This window comes from Zavarzinella formosa DSM 19928, assembly GCF_000255705.1.
GTDB lineage: Bacteria > Planctomycetota > Planctomycetia > Gemmatales > Gemmataceae > Zavarzinella > Zavarzinella formosa.
Map to the genome: position 1 here is coordinate 790397 of NZ_JH636439.1, position 17076 is coordinate 807472.

At 57.4% G+C, this 17076-nt stretch carries 17 protein-coding genes; 3 read left to right on the top strand and 14 right to left on the bottom strand.

Annotated elements, in window-relative coordinates; all coding sequences use genetic code 11:
• Positions 1-33: 33 nt before the first annotated feature.
• The 3 genes from BGIM_RS0104225 (at position 34) to BGIM_RS0104235 (ending at position 6175) form a co-directional block, all read left to right on the top strand.
• Positions 34-2484: a DUF1592 domain-containing protein gene (locus tag BGIM_RS0104225; protein WP_157368603.1), complete on the top strand. Its 2451-nt coding sequence runs from the start codon at positions 34-36 to the stop codon at positions 2482-2484.
• 23 nt (positions 2485-2507) lie between these two features.
• Positions 2508-3773: a DUF1552 domain-containing protein gene (locus tag BGIM_RS0104230; RefSeq protein WP_020468553.1), complete on the top strand. Its 1266-nt coding sequence runs from the start codon at positions 2508-2510 to the stop codon at positions 3771-3773.
• 170 nt (positions 3774-3943) lie between these two features.
• On the top strand, positions 3944-6175 hold the full coding sequence (locus BGIM_RS0104235; RefSeq protein ID WP_162136213.1) for an EF-hand domain-containing protein: 2232 nt from the start codon (positions 3944-3946) through the stop codon (positions 6173-6175).
• 117 nt (positions 6176-6292) lie between these two features.
• Here the strand turns inward: BGIM_RS0104235 and BGIM_RS48595 are convergent, their stop codons facing one another.
• From BGIM_RS48595 to argS, 14 genes are all read right to left on the bottom strand, one after another.
• Positions 6293-6550: a F0F1 ATP synthase subunit epsilon gene (locus BGIM_RS48595; protein WP_020468555.1), complete on the bottom strand. Its 258-nt coding sequence runs from the start codon at positions 6548-6550 to the stop codon at positions 6293-6295.
• 95 nt (positions 6551-6645) lie between these two features.
• Positions 6646-8091 carry a F0F1 ATP synthase subunit beta gene (gene atpD, locus BGIM_RS0104245; RefSeq protein WP_020468556.1) on the bottom strand — a complete coding sequence of 482 codons (1446 nt, stop codon included), beginning with the start codon at positions 8089-8091 and terminating at the stop codon, positions 6646-6648.
• Between the two features lie 42 nt (positions 8092-8133).
• Positions 8134-8616, bottom strand: coding sequence for a DUF1569 domain-containing protein (locus BGIM_RS0104250; RefSeq protein WP_020468557.1), 483 nt, complete (start codon positions 8614-8616; stop codon positions 8134-8136).
• Positions 8588-8854, bottom strand: coding sequence for a type II toxin-antitoxin system RelE/ParE family toxin (locus tag BGIM_RS68155; RefSeq protein WP_020468558.1), 267 nt, complete (start codon positions 8852-8854; stop codon positions 8588-8590). The genes BGIM_RS0104250 and BGIM_RS68155 overlap by 29 nt, the downstream gene beginning before the upstream one ends.
• A gap of 80 nt (positions 8855-8934) precedes the next feature.
• Positions 8935-9147: an addiction module protein gene (locus BGIM_RS60160; protein WP_020468559.1), complete on the bottom strand. Its 213-nt coding sequence runs from the start codon at positions 9145-9147 to the stop codon at positions 8935-8937.
• 12 nt (positions 9148-9159) lie between these two features.
• Positions 9160-10038, bottom strand: a complete 879-nt coding sequence (gene atpG / locus BGIM_RS0104265; protein ID WP_020468560.1) for an ATP synthase F1 subunit gamma — start codon at positions 10036-10038, stop codon at positions 9160-9162.
• An 88-nt stretch (positions 10039-10126) separates the two neighbouring features.
• A complete protein-coding gene (gene atpA / locus BGIM_RS0104270) occupies positions 10127-11785 on the bottom strand; it encodes a F0F1 ATP synthase subunit alpha (RefSeq protein ID WP_029629733.1) in 1659 nt (552 codons plus the stop codon).
• Entirely contained in the window at positions 11742-12377 is a 636-nt protein-coding gene (gene atpH / locus BGIM_RS0104275) for an ATP synthase F1 subunit delta (RefSeq protein ID WP_020468562.1), read from the bottom strand. The genes atpA and atpH overlap by 44 nt, the downstream gene beginning before the upstream one ends.
• Before the next feature lie 6 nt (positions 12378-12383).
• Positions 12384-13055 (bottom strand): F0F1 ATP synthase subunit B, encoded by a 672-nt coding sequence (gene atpF, locus BGIM_RS48600; RefSeq protein ID WP_020468563.1) that lies wholly within the window; start codon positions 13053-13055, stop codon positions 12384-12386.
• 52 nt (positions 13056-13107) lie between these two features.
• The gene (gene atpE, locus BGIM_RS0104285; RefSeq protein ID WP_390566149.1) at positions 13108-13389 is read right to left on the bottom strand and encodes an ATP synthase F0 subunit C; all 282 of its coding nucleotides are present in this window, start codon (positions 13387-13389) and stop codon (positions 13108-13110) included.
• Between the two features lie 107 nt (positions 13390-13496).
• Positions 13497-14363 (bottom strand): F0F1 ATP synthase subunit A, encoded by an 867-nt coding sequence (atpB, locus tag BGIM_RS48605; RefSeq protein WP_020468565.1) that lies wholly within the window; start codon positions 14361-14363, stop codon positions 13497-13499.
• A 2-nt stretch (positions 14364-14365) separates the two neighbouring features.
• Positions 14366-14701 (bottom strand): hypothetical protein, encoded by a 336-nt coding sequence (locus tag BGIM_RS0104295; RefSeq protein WP_162136214.1) that lies wholly within the window; start codon positions 14699-14701, stop codon positions 14366-14368.
• A 47-nt stretch (positions 14702-14748) separates the two neighbouring features.
• Positions 14749-14958, bottom strand: coding sequence for an AtpZ/AtpI family protein (locus BGIM_RS48610; protein WP_040887599.1), 210 nt, complete (start codon positions 14956-14958; stop codon positions 14749-14751).
• Between the two features lie 175 nt (positions 14959-15133).
• Positions 15134-16957: an arginine--tRNA ligase gene (gene argS, locus BGIM_RS0104305; protein WP_020468568.1), complete on the bottom strand. Its 1824-nt coding sequence runs from the start codon at positions 16955-16957 to the stop codon at positions 15134-15136.
• Between the last annotated feature and the right edge of the window lie 119 nt (positions 16958-17076).

The window sequence follows — 17076 nt, forward strand, 5'->3', positions numbered from 1 at the left end:
GCCCCCTCCTGATCTCGACTCTCCGGACTCTCCGTGAACCGCATCACCTTTGAACGATGGTTCCCAAGTGCATTGAAGGCACTCTTTTTTAGTGTGCTCGTTCTCCCGATGGTGTCGCTCAAAGCCCAAGACAAATCGCATCAACCCGATCACGCTCTCTTTGAAGCCAAGATCCGGCCTTTGCTGGTTTCCCATTGTTCAAGTTGTCATGCGTCGGAGGCGAAACAGCCCAAGGGAAAATTGCGGGTGGACAAACTGCTCCCGGAGTTTGCCGATGTGGCCAACCGAGAGCGATGGCAGGAAGTCCTCAAGCGGATCAAAGCGCGCGAGATGCCGCCGAAGTCAGAACCGCGTCCGCCGGACAAAGATATCCTTGTCCTGACTGATTGGATCGCGGGAAGGCTTGAATCAATCCCCGCCAAAAACGCCGGGCAGGGGAGGGTGGCCCTTCGTCGGCTCAACCGGATTGAATACGAGAACACCGTCCGCGATCTGTTGGGAGTGGACATCGACCTGCGTGAAATGCTCCCGCCCGATTCGTCGGCCAACGGGTTCGACAACAACGCCGAGGCCCTTCATGCCTCTTCATTTCTGATTGATCGCTATCTGGAGGCTGCCGACACGGCCTTGGGGGTGGCCATCGCCAATTTGCCACAGCCGCCGGTGTTCAAAAAACGCCTGCTGCTCAAGGACGAACGCGCGGTGAAGGTCTCCACCGAGAGCGTTTACCTTCAGAGAGAAGATGCGTTGGTGATGTACAGTTCGTCGCACTGGAACGCGATCACCGTGGGGCAGTTCTATCCGCAGGACCGGGGGAAATATCGGATTCGCATTTCGGCCTTCGGTCATCAAAGCGCTGACAAACCGGTCACTTTTCGTGTGGATGCCGGTCCCATGTTGATGGGAACCAAGAACCATTTGGTGGGATACTTCGATGTTCCGGCCGACAAGCCGAAAGTCATCGAATTTGTCGATCACTTCGAGGCGAGGAATCACATCCGCATCGCTCCCCACGGGCTGGCGAACGCCCAGACCGTCGTGAAACTCGGGGCCGAGAAATACGACGGTGCCGGGTTGGCCGTGCAATGGGTGGATGTGGAGGGGCCGTTGCATGACGTGTGGCCTCCCGAGAGCCACCGCCGCATTTTTGGCGATCTTCCGCAGGCGTCGTCGCCGGTTTACAACGATGGCAGACGCGTGGAAGTCGTCTCGAAGAACCCCGAGGCCGATGTCGAACGGATCATGCGGGATTTCGTCCGACGGGCATTTCGCCGACAGGTGTCGGACGATGAGGTGAGGCCATTCATTAATCTTGTGAACAAGAAATTGGCCGAGAAATACTCCTTCGAGCAAGCGGTGCGAGTCGGCTTGAAGAGCGTGCTTGTCTCGCCGGATTTCTTGTTCCTTCGTGAAAAACCGGGCAAACTTGGCGAATTCGCGCTGGCCAATCGGTTGTCCTATTTTCTGTGGAGTACGATGCCAGACGACGAGTTGCTCGCTCTCGCCGGGCAGCAAAAACTCAATCAGCCGGATGTTCTCCGGGGCCAAGTCGAGCGACTGCTCAAACATCCGAAGGCCGCCGCCTTCACCGAGAACTTCGTCGGCCAATGGCTTGGTCTGCGGGACATCGATTTCACCGCCCCTGATTTTCGACTCTACCCGGAATTTGACGAAATGCTGAAGACCTCAATGGTGGGGGAAACGCAATTGTTTTTCAAAGAACTCCTCAACAATGATCTGAGCCTGACCAACTTCGTCGCTTCTGATTTCACTTTCCTCAATGAGCGTTTGGCCAAACATTACGGCATCCCCGGCGTGGAGGGGCCGCAACTCCGCAAGGTGATGCTTCCCGCCGACAGCCATCGGGGCGGCGTCCTGACGATGGGGAGCGTACTCAAAGTGACGGCCAACGGAACCAGCACCTCGCCGGTGGTTCGCGGAGCGTGGGTGCTGGATCGAATTCTCGGCACGCCGCCATCCCCACCGCCGCCGGGAATCGGGGCCGTCGAACCGGACATCCGGGGGGCCACCACGATTCGGGAACAACTGGCGAAGCACCGGCAAATCGCCACTTGCGCGAGTTGCCACACCAAGATCGACCCGCCGGGATTTGCCTTGGAAAGTTTCGATGTGATCGGCGGCTGGCGCGAGAACTACCGCAGCGTCGGCAATGGAAAGCCAGTGACAATCGGAGGGCGAAGAATGCCCTATGCCGAGGGGCCGAAAATCGACCCGGCCGACGAATTGCCGGATGGCCGAAAGTTTCGCAATATTGATGAATTCAAACAATTATTGTTGAAAGACAAGGATCAACTGGACCGTTCTCTGGCGATCCAGTTGCTTACTTATGCCACCGGAGCCGCCCCGGCGGCGGGTGACAAATCCGAGGTTGAATTGATCGTCAAGAAAGTCCGTGAGAAGAACGATGGCTTGCGAAGTCTCGTTCACGAGATTGTCCAGAGCAAGGCGTTCCAGACGAAGTAACAGAATCCACCGAAGGGTCTTCCATGAATCTCCCTCGTCGAACATTCCTTCGGGCCGCCGGTGTGTCTTTGGCGTTGCCTTGGCTTGATGCACTGGCTCCGACGCGCGCCTTTGGGGCCACCCCCGTCGTCCCTCGCCGGATGGTATGTGTCTGCACGCCGCTCGGCCTGCACCCGGCCAATTTCTTCCCGGAGAAAGCCGGGAAGGATTACGCCCTGACGCCATATTTGGACGTTCTCAAGGACCACCGCGACGACATGACGGTGATCTCCGGACTGTCTCACCCGGACATCGAAAATTCGCACGACTCCATTTACAGTTTCCTGACGGCCGCTCCGCATCCCGAGCGACGCTCCGGGTTTCGCAACACGATCTCCCTTGACCAGTTCGCGGCTGAGAAGATCGGCACAGAAACTCGTTATCCCAGCCTGTCCCTCTCGGGAGAGGGATTTGGCCTGTCGTGGACCCGCAGCGGGGCGCTCGTCCCCTCGGATTTCTCACCATCGCGGCTGTTTGCCAAATTGTTCATCGAAGGACGTCCCGATGAAGTGGCGGCCCAAGCCCGGCGATTGCGGGACGGCCGAAGCATCCTCGATTCAGTCGGGGATCAGGCGAAGAAACTCGCATCCGATCTTGGCGCCAACGACCGCGAAAAACTGGACGAGTATTTCACCAGCGTCCGCGAATTGGAACTACGACTTGCCAAGAATGAGGAATGGGCGAAGAAACCCAAGCCCAAGGTCGATGCGAAGCAACCGCAGGATATCCCCAACTCCGGCGACCTGATTGGCCGAACCCGATTGTTGTTCGATCTCACTCATTTGGCCCTGCAAACCGATTCGACCCGCCTCATTACCATCATGCTCGGCGGGGCCAGCACGGTGCCGCCGATTCCGGGTGTGACGATGGCCCACCACGACCTGTCCCATCACGGCCAAGATCCGGTCAAACTGGCCCAACTTCGCACGCTGGAAGTGGAAAAGCTCAAAGTCGTGCGCGACTTGCTGAGCAAGTTGAAGCAAACAAAAGAGGAAGGGGCCACCCTGCTTGACCGGACGATGGTGTTTTTCAGCAGCAATTTGGGCAACGCCAGTAATCACTCCTGCAAAAACCTCCCCGTGCTTCTGGCGGGCGGCGGCTTCAAACACGGGCAACACTTGGCGTTCGATCCAAAAAACGCCCCGCCATTGAGCAATCTCTTTGTGAGCATGTTGCAGCGAATGGACATCAATGCCGAAAAATTCGGTTCCGGTTCCGGGACATTGACCGGTTTGGAAAAGGCGGGGTGAGCGGTGAGATCATGAACAAATCTTCCGCAAATCTACTCGTCTGAACGGGCAATCGGCCCATGACTGCCGAAACATTGTAACTCCGCCGGGGTATCAGTGTTGTACCGGATGACGCCCGGAACGCGACTGCCGCGAACCGGGCCGTTATTCTTCGGATGGGGTCATTGTCGATGAAAACCCGTTTTCTGTTTGTCCTGGCCTGCGGGTGGACGCTCTCGCTCGCGTTGCCGGCCCGGTCTGATGAGATTGATGTTCGTTTCAAACAACTCGACACCAACGGCGATGGCAAACTGTCGGCCGATGAGTTGAAGGATCACGCGGACTTGCAAAAGCTCCTCAAAGGGGCCGATAAAAACAACGATGGTTTCCTGACCATCGACGAAATCCGAACTCATTTGGGACGACCGGCTCCCCAGGCGAAAGAACCGGCCCCCGCCCCGGCAACTCCCGTGAAGAATTCCGTTCGAGAAGGTCCGCAAGTTCTCGCCCCGGCTTCCGCCGGAATTGGCCGAATGGTTCCCGATGCCGTCCTCAAAGATTTGGGCGAACGTGATATCAAGATTAAAGATGTGATCGGGAAAAATGGCTTGGTGGTTGCGTTCACCAGCACCGTCTGTCCGATCAGCAAGAAATACGGTCCGACGCTGGCCAAGCTCGAAGAAACGCTGGCCGCGAAGGGAATTGGCATCCTTTACGTCAATTCGGTGCCGAATCAAAAGCCGGAAGAGATGCGGGTTTTCGTGGCCGCGCACAAACTCAAAGGTTCATACGTTCACGACCGCGACGGAATTTTCGGCAAAACACTCGGTGTCACCACGACAACCGAAGTGTTCCTGATCGACAGTCATCGAACACTCGTGTATCGCGGGGCCATCGATGATCAGTATGGCTTGGGCTATTCTCGCGAGACCCCGAATCGCCATTATTTGGACGAGGCGATCCAATCTCTGCTGGCCAACCGACTGGCCGACCCGGCAGCGACCACGGCGCCGGGCTGCGAATTGGATCTCGGCAAGTCCAAAGCGATTGTCTCGGATGTGACATATCACAATCGCATTTCCCGCATCATTCAAGCCAATTGTGTCGAATGTCATCATGCCGGTGGAGTCGGCCCGTTCAGCATGGACACCTATGACGATGTGGTGGCCCATGCCGCAACGATTCGCAAGGTGGTTGAGAAAGGAACCATGCCGCCGTGGTTTGCCGTTCCGACCACGCCCGCCAAAACCAGCCCTTGGGTCAATGACCGGACGATGTCCGACACGGATAAAACCGATTTGCTTGCGTGGTTGAAGAGTGACCGCCCCAAGGGAAATGAAGCCGACGCCCCGCAACCCCGGACGTTCGAGGGGGGCTGGCTGATCGGAAAGCCGGACGCCGTTTATCAGTTTGAGAAGCCGGTGGCCGTGAAGGCCACGGGGATCATGCCCTATCAGAAGGTGACGGTTGAAACCCATCTGACCGAAGACAAATGGGTGAAAGCCTTGGAGGTTCGCCCCTCGGCCCGCGAGGTGGTTCACCATGTGTTGGTGTTCATTCTTCCTCCCAAGAAGGAACCCAACGCCCGTGATCCGGAAGGCGACGAAAGCTCCGGCTTTTTCGCCCCGTATGTGCCGGGACAGAGCGTGTTGAATTATCCCGAAGGCTACGCTAAGAAATTGCCGAAGGGATCGCGTCTGTTCTTCCAAATGCACTACACGCCCAACGGAACCGCGACCGAGGACCAAACCCGGATCGGCCTCATTTTTGCGAAGAACCCGCCGGAACATGAGGTGCGCGTGGTCGGCATCGCCAACACGGGACTTAAGATCCCCGCCGGGGCGTCCCATCACCCTGAGGCCGCCAAACTGAAACTCCCGGCCGATGTGACCGTGCTCGCCTTCCTGCCGCACATGCACCTTCGCGGCCAGGCTTTCCGGTACGAGATCACGCCGCCCGGCGGCAAAAAGGAAACGGTTCTTGACGTCCCAAATTTCGACTTCAACTGGCAGTTGTATTACCGGCTCGCCCAGCCTTTGGAATTGAAAAAGGACACCGTGATTGATGCGACTGGCTGGTTCGACAACAGCAAGAGCAACCCCGCCAACCCGGATGCCTCGAAAACCGTGCGATGGGGGCCTCAGACGTATGACGAGATGATGCTTGGTTACGTCGAATACGTCGTGCCGGTGGGATCATCGGTGACGATGGGCAACTTGCGACATTTTGACCCGGCCGACATCTTCAAGAAATTTGACCTCAACGGCGACGGGAAGATCGACAAGGACGAGTATGCCAACTTCGTCCGCATCACGCCGCAATTGAGCGACAATCCGCTGGTGGCCCAATTGCTGTGGTCACGGCTTGATGTTGACAAAGACGGGGTGATTACGCTTGAGGAATTCAAAAAGTTGCGGAAGTGACGAAGAAAGCCGGTTTCATCACTGGCTTCACCCAAACAAAAGGCCCGCGTCTCATGAGACGCGGGCCTTTTGTTTGGGTGAAGCCAGTCAAGTCAACGAACCAAGACCGGACCGCGATTATCCAATCACTCGGGTCGTCAACACCGTGACCACGTCCGAACGGACTTGGGCGAAGCCGCCATCGATGATGATCTTTTTGGTTTCGTTCCCGCTCTTCAGTCGAAGCTCGCCCTTGCCCAGACGGCCGATCAAAGCGGCGCGGCCATGTTGCACGCCGAGCTCGCCATCGACCATCGGCAGGACGATGAAGTCGGCCTTCTCATCCAGAATCGCCCGTTCCGGGGTGACGATCACGCATTGAAGAGACTTGGACATGGGACCGCACTGGTGGTTATGGGAAGGTTCTGATTCTCAAGGACGGTGAAACAATCAAAGGCCGGGGGACAAGCGCCCGGCCTTTGCCCGCCGTCTTACTTGCCGGCCATCTTCTTGGCCTTGGCGTCGGCTTCTTCGATGGTGCCGACGTACATGAAGGCCCCTTCCGGCAGGTGGTCCCACTTGCCGTCGCAAAGTTCCTCGAAGCTGCGAATGGTGTCTTCGAGCTTGGTGAAGTTGCCGGGGATATTGATGAACACTTCGGCGACATAGAACGGCTGGGACAGGAACCGCTCGATGCGGCGGGCCCGGTTCACGACCTTCTTGTCGTCTTCGGACAATTCGTCCACCCCGAGGATGGCGATGATGTCCTGAAGTTCTTTGTTCCGCTGAAGAATCGTCTGCACACGGCGGGCAATGTTAAAGTGCCGTTCGCCGACGATTTGCGGGTCAAGCAGACGGCTGTTCGAGGCCAGCGGGTCCACGGCCGGGTAAATCCCCTTTTCGGAGATCGACCGTTCGAGGTAAATGAAGGCGTCCAAGTGCTGGAACGTGTTGGCCGGGGCCGGGTCGGTTGGGTCGTCAGCCGGAACATACACGGCCTGCACGGAGGTGATGGCCCCCTTGCTGGTCGAGGTGATCCGCTCTTGCAACTCGCCCATTTCCGTGGCCAGCGTCGGCTGGTAACCCACGGCGCTCGGCATCCGACCCAAGAGGGCCGACACTTCCGAACCGGCTTGGGAGAACCGGAAGATGTTGTCCACGAACAACAGCGTTTCAGCCCCGGTGCTGTCCCGGAACCATTCGGCCATCGTCAGGGCAGACAGGGCCACCCGCAGACGGGCGCCCGGCGGTTCGTTCATCTGGCCGAAGACCATCGCGGTGCTGTCGATAACCGCCTTGGCATCGGCGCCAGAGCCGGTCTTCGTTTCCTGCATTTCCAGCCAAAGGTCGTTCCCTTCGCGGGTCCGCTCACCCACCCCGGCGAACACCGAGTAGCCCTTATATTCTTTGGCGATCCGGGCGATAAGTTCCTGCAAGATAACCGTCTTGCCGAGACCGGCCCCGCCGAACAGACCGGCCTTCCCGCCGCGGGCCAGTGGAATCAGCAGATCGATCACCTTGATCCCGGTCACCAGCACTTCGGACTTGGGGGACAGATCGGCGAACTTTGGCGGCTTTTGGTGAATCGACCGCGATTCCTTGGCGTCAATCGGGCCGCGACCGTCAATCGGCTGGCCAAGGAGGTTGAACACCCGGCCGAGCGTTTCCATCCCGACCGGCACTTGCACGGCCTTGCCGCTGTCGAGGACTTCCATGCCGCGGGTCAACCCGTCAGTGGAACCAAGAGCCACACAGCGCACCCGGCTGCCCCCGAGGTGCTGCTGGATTTCGCCCGTCAGGTTGATGGGGAACGTCTTGTGTTCCGCCTTCACCGTCACGGCGTTGTAGATGTCCGGCATTGTCGCGCCGTCGAACTCGACGTCGAACGTCGAACCGATGACTTGAATAATCCGGCCCTTGATCGCGGCAGCGGCCATTATGTTTTCTCCGAGGTCGTCCGACCGGCGTTACAAATCAAATCAACTCGTTTTCGGCAGCAAAAAACTCAGGTGGTGGGCGGCGTGAATCAAACTCAATCCCACCCACTCGTCTCGGGTGAGCGGACCGAACAACGGCGAGGGAATCAACACTCCCTCATAAGCCTTCATTCGCCCGACTACATCCCGAAACCTTGAAATCGCCTCTTGTTCGTCGCCATCCGGCACGGGAACCGATTCTTTAATCGTCGGCCCGCCCATAGCGAATGTTTTGGTCGTCAGGATCTTCCGTTTTGCCTGTTTTCCGATGGTGTTTCGCAACACCCACATCATGGCCCGAACCGGCGGGGGCATCCTGGGAAACCCGTCCATCGGGTATCGCATCCACTCGCCCAAATGTCCTGTCACTTGGGTGAGATTCCATTTTCCGACCGGCCGATAACCGTAATGGTGAAGGTTTTCGACATCCACCAGCATCTCATCAAGGGACTGAAACTCAAGGGGCCGACGTTGAGGGATCGTCATCGTTGTCCCCTTCGGCCTGATCCTCGTCGAGTCGTCTCAACAAAGTTCCCGGGTTTCGACTCGCGTGGTACACCGCCACAATGGTGACTTTCAATTCATCATGCCGAAAAACGATCACGTAATTAAACCGGTGAACCAGCGCACGTCGATATCCAGTTCTTACTTCCTTAAATCGCTTCGGCATTACTTGAATCGATGAGATTGTCGTTCGGATCTCACCGACCAATTCTTGTCCCAACCCGTCTCGTTGGTCTTCGAGTCATTTTCTGGCTTCTTCCATGTCTGCGGCGGCTCGCGGCTTGATGGAAACTCGAAAACTCATTTTCTTCCCGTCAACTCGGCCAGAACTTCTTCCCACGGCCTGCCATCATCTGGATTCCGACGATCTTCTTCGATCCTCATATCCAAGTCAGCCATTTGAGCATCTGTCAGCGACATTTCCTCGTCGGCGATGCTCTCCAATAACAACCGTGACAGTTCTCGTTTCTCGGCCACGCTTAACGCAGCCAAATCCGGCGGTAATGCACTCATGGCTTTCACCTGTTACTTCAACGCTTCGGCCCCGGCGATCAACTCACTGATTTCCTTGGTAATCTTGGCCTGACGGGCACGGTTGTATTGCTGCGAAATACTCTTAATCAAGTCGGCGGCGTTTTCGGTCGCCGCTTTCATGGCCACCCGGCGGGCGATTTGCTCACTCACGGCCGCATCCAAGAAACATTTGAACAATCGTTGCTTGAAAGCCACCGGAACGATGGCGTTCAGGATCTCCGTCGCGCCTGGGATGTATTCGTATTCAACTCCGCTGCCAGCCGGTTTAGTGGCTTTCGTCGTGGTGACCGAACCGAGCGGCAACAGGGTCTCCACCACCGGAACCTGCCGGGAGGCGGTAATGAACTTCATGTAGGCGACCTGGACTTGGTCCACTTGGCCGCTGATATAAAGATCAATCATCTTGTCGGCGATCGGCTCCACCTGATTGTAGGCGGGCTTGTCTTCAAACTGCGTGTAGGTCGCCTGCATCGGAATCTGCTGATACTTCAGCAGGGCAATGGCCTTTTTGCCGGATGCCTCCAAGGCGAAAGGCAGGTTGGCCGCTTGCATTTCACGGATGCGTTTGGTGGCTTCTCGCAAAATGCCGCCGTTGTAACCGCCGCACAGTCCGCGATTCGACGAGATCACCAGCAACAAGCTTCGCTTGATGACCGGCCGGACCACCAACAGCGGATGAGAAGCCTCGCCACCGGCACTGGTCAGGTCGGCCGCAATCTCCGCGATCTTGCGGGTGTACGCTTCCGCTTCCGAGGCCCGGTCGAGGGCTTTCTTGAAGCGGGCCGTCGCAATCAGTTCCATCGTCCGCGTGATCTTGCGGATGTTGCGAACAGCCTTGCGGCGTTGAACGAGTTGACGAAGGTTGGCCATGGCTCGTCACGTATCCCAAAGAATTACTTCGACACCCAAACCCCGGACCCGTGCTTCAGCCATTGGGTCCGTCAACACTCACAATTCATCAGGCCTTGAACTGGCCTTTGAAGTCCTTGATCGCCTCATCCAATTTCTTGCCCAGTTCATCAGTGATCTTGCGTTCTTTCACCAACGCATTTCGCACTTCGGGCTTCTGGTCTTTCATGAAGGTCAGGAACTGTTCTTCCCAAGCCTTGGTTTGCTTGACAGGGACTTCATCCAGGCCGCCGGAATTTCCGGCGTAAATGATCATGACCTGATCAACCACATTCAACGGCTTGAACTGGGACTGCTTTAGGATTTCGACCATGCGGTAACCGCGGTCGAGTTGCTGTTGCGTGGCTTTGTCGAGTTCCGTCCCGAGTTGGGCGAAGGCTTCCAACTCGCGGAATTGGGCCAGCGTCAGCTTCAACCCACCGGCGACCCGCTTGTCCTTCATGGCCGAGATCTGGGCGTTGCCACCCACCCGGGAAACCGAAATCCCCACGTCCACAGCGGGCCGAACACCCGAGTAGAACAGGGAGGGTTGCAGGTAAATCTGGCCGTCCGTGATGGAGATCACGTTCGTCGGGATGTACGCCGACACTTCCCCTTCGAGCGTCTCGATGATCGGCAGGGCCGTCATCGAACCGCCGGAATCCGGCAGTTGAACAACTTTTTGGCCTTTATCCTTGGCGATGTGGTCGGCGTGTTCCTTGTCCAACGGGCCGACGTAAACCTTGCCATCCGTGCCGCTGGTGGCGGTCGGAACGCCATTGAAATCGTTGCCGACGATGACCCATTTTTGGGCCAATTTCGCCGAGCGTTCCAGCAGACGGCTATGGCAATAGAACACGTCGCCGGGATAGGCTTCACGGCCGGGAGGACGACGAACCAGCAACGACAACTGACGATAGGCGGCGGCTTGCTTGGACAAGTCGTCATAAACGACGAGCGTGTCCTTGCCTTTGTACATGAAATACTCAGCCATCGCCGTGCCGGCGTAGGGAGCCAAGTATTGCAGCGGAGCCGGGTCGGCCGAAGACGACGAGACGACGATGGTGTAGTCAAGAGCCCCGTTGCGACGAAGGTCTTCGACGATCTGCGACACCTTCGCCTGCATCTGTCCGCAAGCGACGTAGACGCAAATCACACCCTCGCCTTTTTGGGCGAGAATCGTATCGAGGGCGATGGCGGTCTTGCCCGTCTTGCGGTCGCCAATGATGAGTTCACGCTGGCCCCGGCCGATCGGGGTCATGGCGTCGATGGCCTTGATCCCGGTCTGGAGGGGCTGCTTCACTGGCTGGCGGTCGGCCACGCCGGGGGCCGTCGATTCCATCGGCCGGGTGTCGTTCGTGATGATCGGACCCTTGCCGTCCACGGGGTTCCCAAGCGGGTCCACCACGCGGCCGATCAGGGCATCGCCAACGGGAACGCGAAGCAACTCGCCGGTCGTGCGGGCTTCGTCCCCTTCGAGAATCCGGAGGTAGTCACCAAGGATGATGACGCTCACCGACGATTCTTCGAGGTTAAAAGCGAGGCCGCGAACCCCCGTGCGGGTGAACTCGACCATCTCACCGGACATGACGCCCGCGAGACCGTAGATGCGCGCGATGCCGTCGCCCACTTCCAGAACACGCCCGACTTCGCGCACGTCCTGGCTCGTACCGAGGTTTTGAATCTCACCCCGCAGTACTGAAACGATCTCGTCCGACCTGAATTTCATAACTGCTTCTCGCCAGAAGTTGATTGCGAAGATTGTTCACGCGGGTTCGGACGGAACTGTCGAACACCTCGTCCCCGACTTGAACGACCATGCCGCCCAAGAGGGTTTCGTCCAATTGACTCACGATGACCGGCTCCCGCCCGTAAGCGACGCCGACCGTTTGCCGCAAGCGTTCGGTCTGTTCGGCCGAGAGCGGCAGCACCGACCGAACCAGCACCCGAACCCGCTTGGCGCGGATATCCATGAGATGCCGGTAAGCCGGTGCGATGTGCGACAGCAGGGACAGCCGGTTCTTGCTGTTCAGCACCAGAAGAAAATTCACCACCACATCGCTGACCTTCGAGCGGAAAGCCTTCTCGATGATCGGCGCCTTGGCCGATTTTTGGATCACCGGGGACGACAGAGAGTTTTCCACGTCGGGGGATTGCTTGAACAATTCCCCGATGATCCCGTCGAGTTCCTCGGCGACTTGCTCGGTCAACTCTCGCTTTTCGGCGACATCAAGCAGGGCCTCGGCGTAAACGCGAGCCACCTGCCGGGCGGAACTGCCTTCGTCGCCGTCGCTGGTTTCGGGTTCGAGGTTGTCGCTCATTTTGGATCAGGTCTTGCTCAGGGTTTGCTTGAGGTCAACCAACGCCTCGTCCACCAACCGGGCATGGTCGGAGGGGGTGAGTTCCCGTTTGATCGCCTTCGTGGACACCAACGAAGCGAGTTGAACCGCCTGCTGGTAAATCTCTTGAAGGGCCTGATCGCGGGCCATCTCGATTTCCTTGCGACCGCGTTCCCGTTCGGCCTGGGCGTCCGCAGAGGCCTCGGCCTTCATTTGATCTTTGACAGCCTGGGCATCCCGGCGGGCTTCATCAAGCATGGCCCGGACTTCGTTGTGACCTTGGGCCAGTCGGGCTTGAATTTCGGCGAGAGCCTTTTGAGCTTCCGCACGGGCGGTGTCCGCGTCCGAGTGGACCTTCAACAGACCGGCTTCCCGCTTGTCCAACCCCTCGATCATCGGACCCCAGGCAAACTTGCCGAGGATCACCATCAAGGCCAGGAACACCACCAAGGTGAAGATCCCGAGATCCCACCGAGTGAGGCCGAACTGATGCTCGACGCCCGGCTTTTCATGACCGCCATGACCTTTGTCACCGGCCGCGTGTTCGGTTTTGACTTCCGTCTTGTGTTCTTCCGTCGTGACTTTTTCATCGGCCCGCAACGGAGCGACGACAAAGCCAGTCAGAACAACCCACATGACGAGCAGCGTGCTCAGACGCATGATGGCTCCCCGGTGGCCCCGCCGAAGCGGGGATGGTGAAAGACGGCCTTGGTTAGCTGGCGATCAGCGCCAAAACCAGACAGAACACAACGGCGATCAAAGCGGCCCCTTCAACGAGGGCGGCCAGCAAAATCATGGCCCCGCGGATCGTGCCGGCTTGTTCCGGCTGACGGGCGATGCCGGAGAGGGCGGCGAAGCCGACCAGACCGATGCCCACGCCGGCGCCAATGATGGCGAGACCCATGCCGATGCCGGCGCCGATCCCGGTGTACTTGGAGACCGGAGTGGTCACAGTTGTCTGGGTGGTGGTCTTGTTGACATCACCTTGCGCCATCGACACATCGGCAAACATCAACAGAGCCACGATCACAAGGGCCACGCGAGATGCGAACTTCATGGGAACGACCACTCCTGTGCGGGGGTAGATGGATACTTCAACAATCAATGTTCCGGGTGCAACGCCATTCCCAGGAACGTCGAGGTCAAAAACACAAACACAAACGCCTGGACACAGGCGACGAACATTTCCAGCAAGCTCAACCCGATGATCGTCAGCACGCTCAGGGGGGTGATGATGAAATACCAGTAACCGTCGGCCGTCCCTTCATGAACGGCAATCCCGATCATCGGGATGAACGACAGGATCACAAACAAGGCCGTGTGACCGGCGAGCATGTTGGCGAACAAACGAACAGCAAGCACAATCCCGCGAATAAACGCCCCGAGCACTTCCAAAAAGAAGATCCCGAGTTCGATGATCGGAGCCAAAATCTTCAACAACGGGCTGTCACGATCAATTTTCACCTTGAACGTGTCAAGATAATGACCAAACCCGTGAGCGCTCTTGATGCCGTGATAATGGATCGTCAGGAACGCTATTAGCGCCAGCACTCCTGTCACCGCAATGCTGGCGGTCGCCGAACCAAGGAACGGGATCATCCCGAGCAGGTTGACAACCAGCACAAACACAAAGATCGTCCACAAAAACGGCAGGAATCGCTTGGAATCATGCTCGCCAAGTGTCGGAATCGCCACCTGATCGCGGATGAACAACAGGAGTGCTTCCACGGCATGTGTCAGGCGGCCCTTGACGACCCCGCCCCTGGCGATCCGGCGGGCGGCGGGCACGAATACCAACAGAATGATCGATGCCGCGATCAATTCCAAAATCATGAACTTTGAGATCCAGCTTGGAAGGTGGAACTCAACGCCCGCCGTCTCAAAAATTCCAATATGCTGCGTGTCGGCCGGTTCTTTGAACGGGTCGAACTCTTTGATAAAGTCTCGGAACGTCGTCGGGTGAGCCATGCTCACAACTCCCCTTGGGTGGAAACCATCCGATGGACCAACAGCGTTTCCGCAATCAACGCAACCACGTAAAACACCCCGCCCCAAATCACCAACTCCAACTCATGACCTTGCAGGTCGGAGATGAGATACCAACCCAACCCGCCAGCGACCACCGCGAATCCCAATCGAATAAAAACCGATCCCATCAAGATCGCGATTTGGAGGGTTGGATGGATTGCCCGAATCCGGGCCGCCATCATCAATGTCCAAATCCCCGGCAGCAGGTTGATCACCGCCGCCAAGATTGTCGTTTTGGAATCCGTTCCGAAAAACAGAATGGCCGGTGCGGCACTCAACAGCCACGTTCCGATTACCACTGCGGTCAGAATCACCACGGACCGGATCACGAAGACGGCCCTTTCGGGGCGGTCATGCGGATAAGCAAGACAAACACGCCAAGCATCCCCACGAACACACCGGCAATGGTGACCCAAGGCAGGGTGCCCGCCAGCCAGTCGATCCCCGCGCCCAAAATCACCGGGCCGACGAGAGTCGATCCCGCTGAATACCCAAGAGCGAGCATCCTTCGCTGCGACTCGGACCCGTCAGCCATATGACCGATCCGGTTTGGGTGTGATAACATTAATCCACGGGGAAAACCGCCATTCTTGGCGAGAAACCTTATTGAAGTAGGCTCTTGAACAAAGTCAACGCCGACATCTGGGAAAAAGGAGTGAGATGGCTTCCCACTATCGGGAACCATGACGCAAAAACGCGGCGAGGCCGAATTACATCCGCTCGACGGTTTTGATTCCCAACAGATCAAGCGTGAGATGGATCACCCGAGCCGTCAGATCGACCAACAGCAGTCGGCTATCCCGCAGTTCCGGCGTCTCGGCCTTCAACACCGGGCATTGTTCGTTGAACGAACTGTAACTCTTCGCCACATCCCAAAGGTAGGCCGTCAGATGGTGTGGCATATACTCGGCGGCCGCCGTCTCCAACGCATTCGGCAACCGCAATAGTTGCAGGGCCAGTGCCCGCTCGGTGGGTTGGCCGAGGATCACCTTTGGCGGGTTGGTGCGGAATCGTTCTTCAGGTTCGTTCGCCTTGCGGAAAATCCCCCGGCACCGGGCGAAGGCGAACTGCATGTATGTTGACGTGTTGCCGTCTGTCGCCAGCATTTTCTCAGGATCGAACTTGTAGTTGCTTGTCCGATTCTGGCTTAGGTCCGCGTATTTAACAGCTCCAATTCCGACATTCTCGGCGATCTTGGATATCTCGGTCTCGTCCAAGTCTGGAACATCGTGCCCTTGTTCTTTTCGGGACTTGTAGCTTTCCCAATATTTCTTGTTGGCGAGGACAAGTGATTCCTCAAGAAGTTCAACTAATCCCGGCGCGGCTCCCTTTCGTGCGCCGAAAGGTTTTCCGTCAGCGCCAAGAACGCTTCCAAAACTCAGGTGTTCAAATTCAACATTGGTGTAACCCCATCGTTTTGCTTGAGCAAACAGGGTCTTAAAATGAAGTGATTGTCGAAAATCGACGACATAGAGCAGCACATCGGCATGGAAGACATTTACCCGATGTCGGACGGTGGCCAAGTCAGTCGTTGTGTAAGTAAACGCTCCATCTCGCTTGCGTATCAAAGCGGGCGGATCTTCCTTTTCCAATTCTTCCTTGGTTTGCGGGATATTCCCCTTGGCATTGGGAATGACCACGGCTCCCTGACTGTCAAAGGCAATGCCTTTGGCCAACTGTTCAGCCACGATCTCCGGGAGTTCGGGATTGTAAGCGCTCTCGCCAAGTTCGTGATTAAAGGTCAGAATGCCGAGTTTTTCGTAGGTCGAATGCAGTTCACTCAGGCACGCAGGCATGAACTCATTCCAAAGCCGAAGATTTTCCTCGTCTCCCGCATGTAACTTTGCCGTTTCGTGCCGGCATTTTTCGGCAATCGGATTGGCAATCGCTTCCTCGTCTTCGCCGCCGGCTTCCTTGATGAGTATTCGCACGGCCTTGTACAATCGGGCCAATTCCTGAACGGGATTTTGTTCGTATGCCTCCCGGTCAAGCAGGTTCTTGTAACCGTATAGCAGGATGCCGAATTGGGTGCCCCAGTCGCCGAGATGATTGTCGCTGATGACCGTGTGGCCGAGGAATCGCAGCAATCGGGTGATCGAGTCGCCGATGATCGTGCTTCGCAGGTGGCCGACGTGCAGGGGCTTGGCGACGTTTGGGCCGGAATAATCGATCACGAAGGTCTTCGGCGAAGCGAGGGTCGGCACGCCAAGTCGCTCATCGGTGGCGATCTGCTGAAGTTGCTCGACCAGCCAGTCGGTCTTTAACCGGATGTTGATGAAGCCCGGTCCGGCGACGGTGGCGGAATCCACCAGCGAATTGGCGGGCAGGGCCGCGATGATGGCTTGGGCCACGTCCGTCGGCTTTTTGCCAAGGGTCTTGGAGAGGGCCATCGACATGTTGGCCTGATAATCCCCGTGGTCCGCGTTGGCGGCCGGTTTTACCATCGCCACATAATCGTCGATCTTCGCAGGGTCGACGGACATTGCGACCAAGGCGGGCCGAAACAGGGATCGAACTTCGTCAAGCAGATTCATGGGTCAGTCAGTCTCGGTCAGATTCGTTGATATCAGAAAGGTTTTATGGGACGGGGTTCGGGTTCGCATGACCCTAAAAGAAAATCAGCCCCGGCGGTTGCCGGGGCTGATGAGTGACG

Coding starts and splice junctions, on each gene's coding strand:
- BGIM_RS0104230 (WP_020468553.1), top strand. CDS start 2,508: ATGAATCTCCCTCGTCGAACATTCCTTCGGGCCGCCGGTGTGTCTTTG.
- BGIM_RS0104235 (WP_162136213.1), top strand. CDS start 3,944: ATGAAAACCCGTTTTCTGTTTGTCCTGGCCTGCGGGTGGACGCTCTCG.
- BGIM_RS48595 (WP_020468555.1), bottom strand. CDS start 6,550: ATGTCCAAGTCTCTTCAATGCGTGATCGTCACCCCGGAACGGGCGATT.
- atpD (WP_020468556.1), bottom strand. CDS start 8,091: ATGGCCGCTGCCGCGATCAAGGGCCGGATTATTCAAGTCATCGGTTCG.
- BGIM_RS0104250 (WP_020468557.1), bottom strand. CDS start 8,616: ATGACGATCCCTCAACGTCGGCCCCTTGAGTTTCAGTCCCTTGATGAG.
- BGIM_RS60160 (WP_020468559.1), bottom strand. CDS start 9,147: ATGAGTGCATTACCGCCGGATTTGGCTGCGTTAAGCGTGGCCGAGAAA.
- atpG (WP_020468560.1), bottom strand. CDS start 10,038: ATGGCCAACCTTCGTCAACTCGTTCAACGCCGCAAGGCTGTTCGCAAC.
- atpA (WP_029629733.1), bottom strand. CDS start 11,785: ATGAAATTCAGGTCGGACGAGATCGTTTCAGTACTGCGGGGTGAGATT.
- atpH (WP_020468562.1), bottom strand. CDS start 12,377: ATGAGCGACAACCTCGAACCCGAAACCAGCGACGGCGACGAAGGCAGT.
- atpF (WP_020468563.1), bottom strand. CDS start 13,055: ATGCGTCTGAGCACGCTGCTCGTCATGTGGGTTGTTCTGACTGGCTTT.
- atpE (WP_390566149.1), bottom strand. CDS start 13,389: ATGGCGCAAGGTGATGTCAACAAGACCACCACCCAGACAACTGTGACC.
- atpB (WP_020468565.1), bottom strand. CDS start 14,363: ATGGCTCACCCGACGACGTTCCGAGACTTTATCAAAGAGTTCGACCCG.
- BGIM_RS48610 (WP_040887599.1), bottom strand. CDS start 14,958: ATGGCTGACGGGTCCGAGTCGCAGCGAAGGATGCTCGCTCTTGGGTAT.
- argS (WP_020468568.1), bottom strand. CDS start 16,957: ATGAATCTGCTTGACGAAGTTCGATCCCTGTTTCGGCCCGCCTTGGTC.